The sequence below is a fragment of the Moritella viscosa genome (assembly GCF_900120065.1).
GTDB classification, from domain to species: Bacteria; Pseudomonadota; Gammaproteobacteria; order Enterobacterales; family Moritellaceae; genus Moritella; species Moritella viscosa.
Genome location: NZ_FPLG01000150.1, coordinates 1 through 1,373, shown reverse-complemented (window position 1 = coordinate 1,373; position 1,373 = coordinate 1). Strand labels below are relative to the sequence as shown.

The 1,373-nt window shown below is 32.7% G+C and carries 1 protein-coding gene; it reads right to left on the bottom strand.

Going from position 1 to position 1,373, the window contains the following annotated elements:
• Window positions 1-267 precede the first annotated feature (267 nt).
• A complete protein-coding gene (locus BT797_RS21870) occupies window positions 268-1,122 on the bottom strand; it encodes a DUF2971 domain-containing protein (RefSeq protein ID WP_075473531.1) in 855 nt (284 codons plus the stop codon).
• Window positions 1,123-1,373: the final 251 nt, after the last annotated feature.

Here is a 1,373-nt window from a genome sequence, read left to right as displayed (position 1 = left end):
GAACGACCTAGCCGAAAGGCAAACATAATAAGGATAATGGCATTAACATTACAGTTGGAGATATTAAATTTATGGTACAACTAGCTAGTTAATTGATAAATAACAGGTCTGTTGTTTATCTCGATTAAGCTCGTCTTGGCTTTAACCCCAAGACGAAGTATCCACTAAGATCAAACTCGTTATTTACTATATAAAGAAGGGCTTGGGCTTGCTCAACACTCGAATAAGGTGTCGGCTGCGCGACACCTATTCTTATATGTTATATTTTTAGTTTCTATACGGAATTTCAGATATTGAGACTTGAGTGTCTTTTAAACCGTTTGCTTTAAGAAGTGCATTGATTGAACTTCTGCAAAGGTTTTTATTTGGATTAGGACCAACTTTAATAGAAGTAACTATCTTATCTGGCTCTATATTCATTTTTTTAATCGGTTTTAAGTAGGTATCTTTGGGTACAAACTCAATGTTATCGCGAGTAAAGCAAACAAGTCGCCATTCTTTTTCTTCGCTAAATGACGTATCCTTTATAATAGAACAAGCTGCACTTAAGTGACTTATGAGCTGAGTGCCAGCTTCATTGATTGCATCCCAATGTGGTAATTCGCTAGGATTCAAGCATAAAGCCTTATCAAATTGACCTTTTTCTTCCGTATGACTAAATTTATTAATAGCCAAGTCGAAAAGGTGCTCAATATATTTTCTTTGTTCTTCAAGTGTGTATAGACATGGTAATAATTGGAAACTGTCTTTTAAGCCTAAAGAGCTGAAACCAACGTTAACACCAATACCGTTTTTAGTGTAACCACGCCACTGACTTAATAAATCACCTTCTTCAGTTAATGAGAAAGAAAAAGGAGGACTTTCTTTCAGTAGCTTTTCAATATTATTAAGACTAGATAGAAAAACACCAAATTGAGATGATCCATATTTAATTTTTTGCTCTTCTAGGCAAGTATTAAATAAATCTATTCCTAACTGATACTCTTTTTCATCATTAAGAAAAAACAGATCTCCCATCCATATCTGTTTATTAGCAATTAGACCATTAAGACCTGTAAAATCTGAATAATGAAATAGCTCCTCAGGTGGAGTTCTACCTACTACATGCATAATATGATTCATAAGACTTCCATATGGGGAAAGTTAACAGATAAAATATAACATATTGTATAATACGACTCTCGATTCCCCAAATTCATTCACCTCAATAAAAGTAGATTAATCAATTGAAAAATAAGATTATACTTCAAATTTATTAATTACATGTTTATGGGAAAACGAGCCGTCCTGTAAATTATTTATTTAGTCTTATAAGTTATATACAAGGCTAGCTATGTAATTGAGTATATTGATATTAATTCTAGGCTACAAGA

Coding starts and splice junctions, on each gene's coding strand:
- BT797_RS21870 (WP_075473531.1), bottom strand. CDS start 1,122: ATGAATCATATTATGCATGTAGTAGGTAGAACTCCACCTGAGGAGCTA.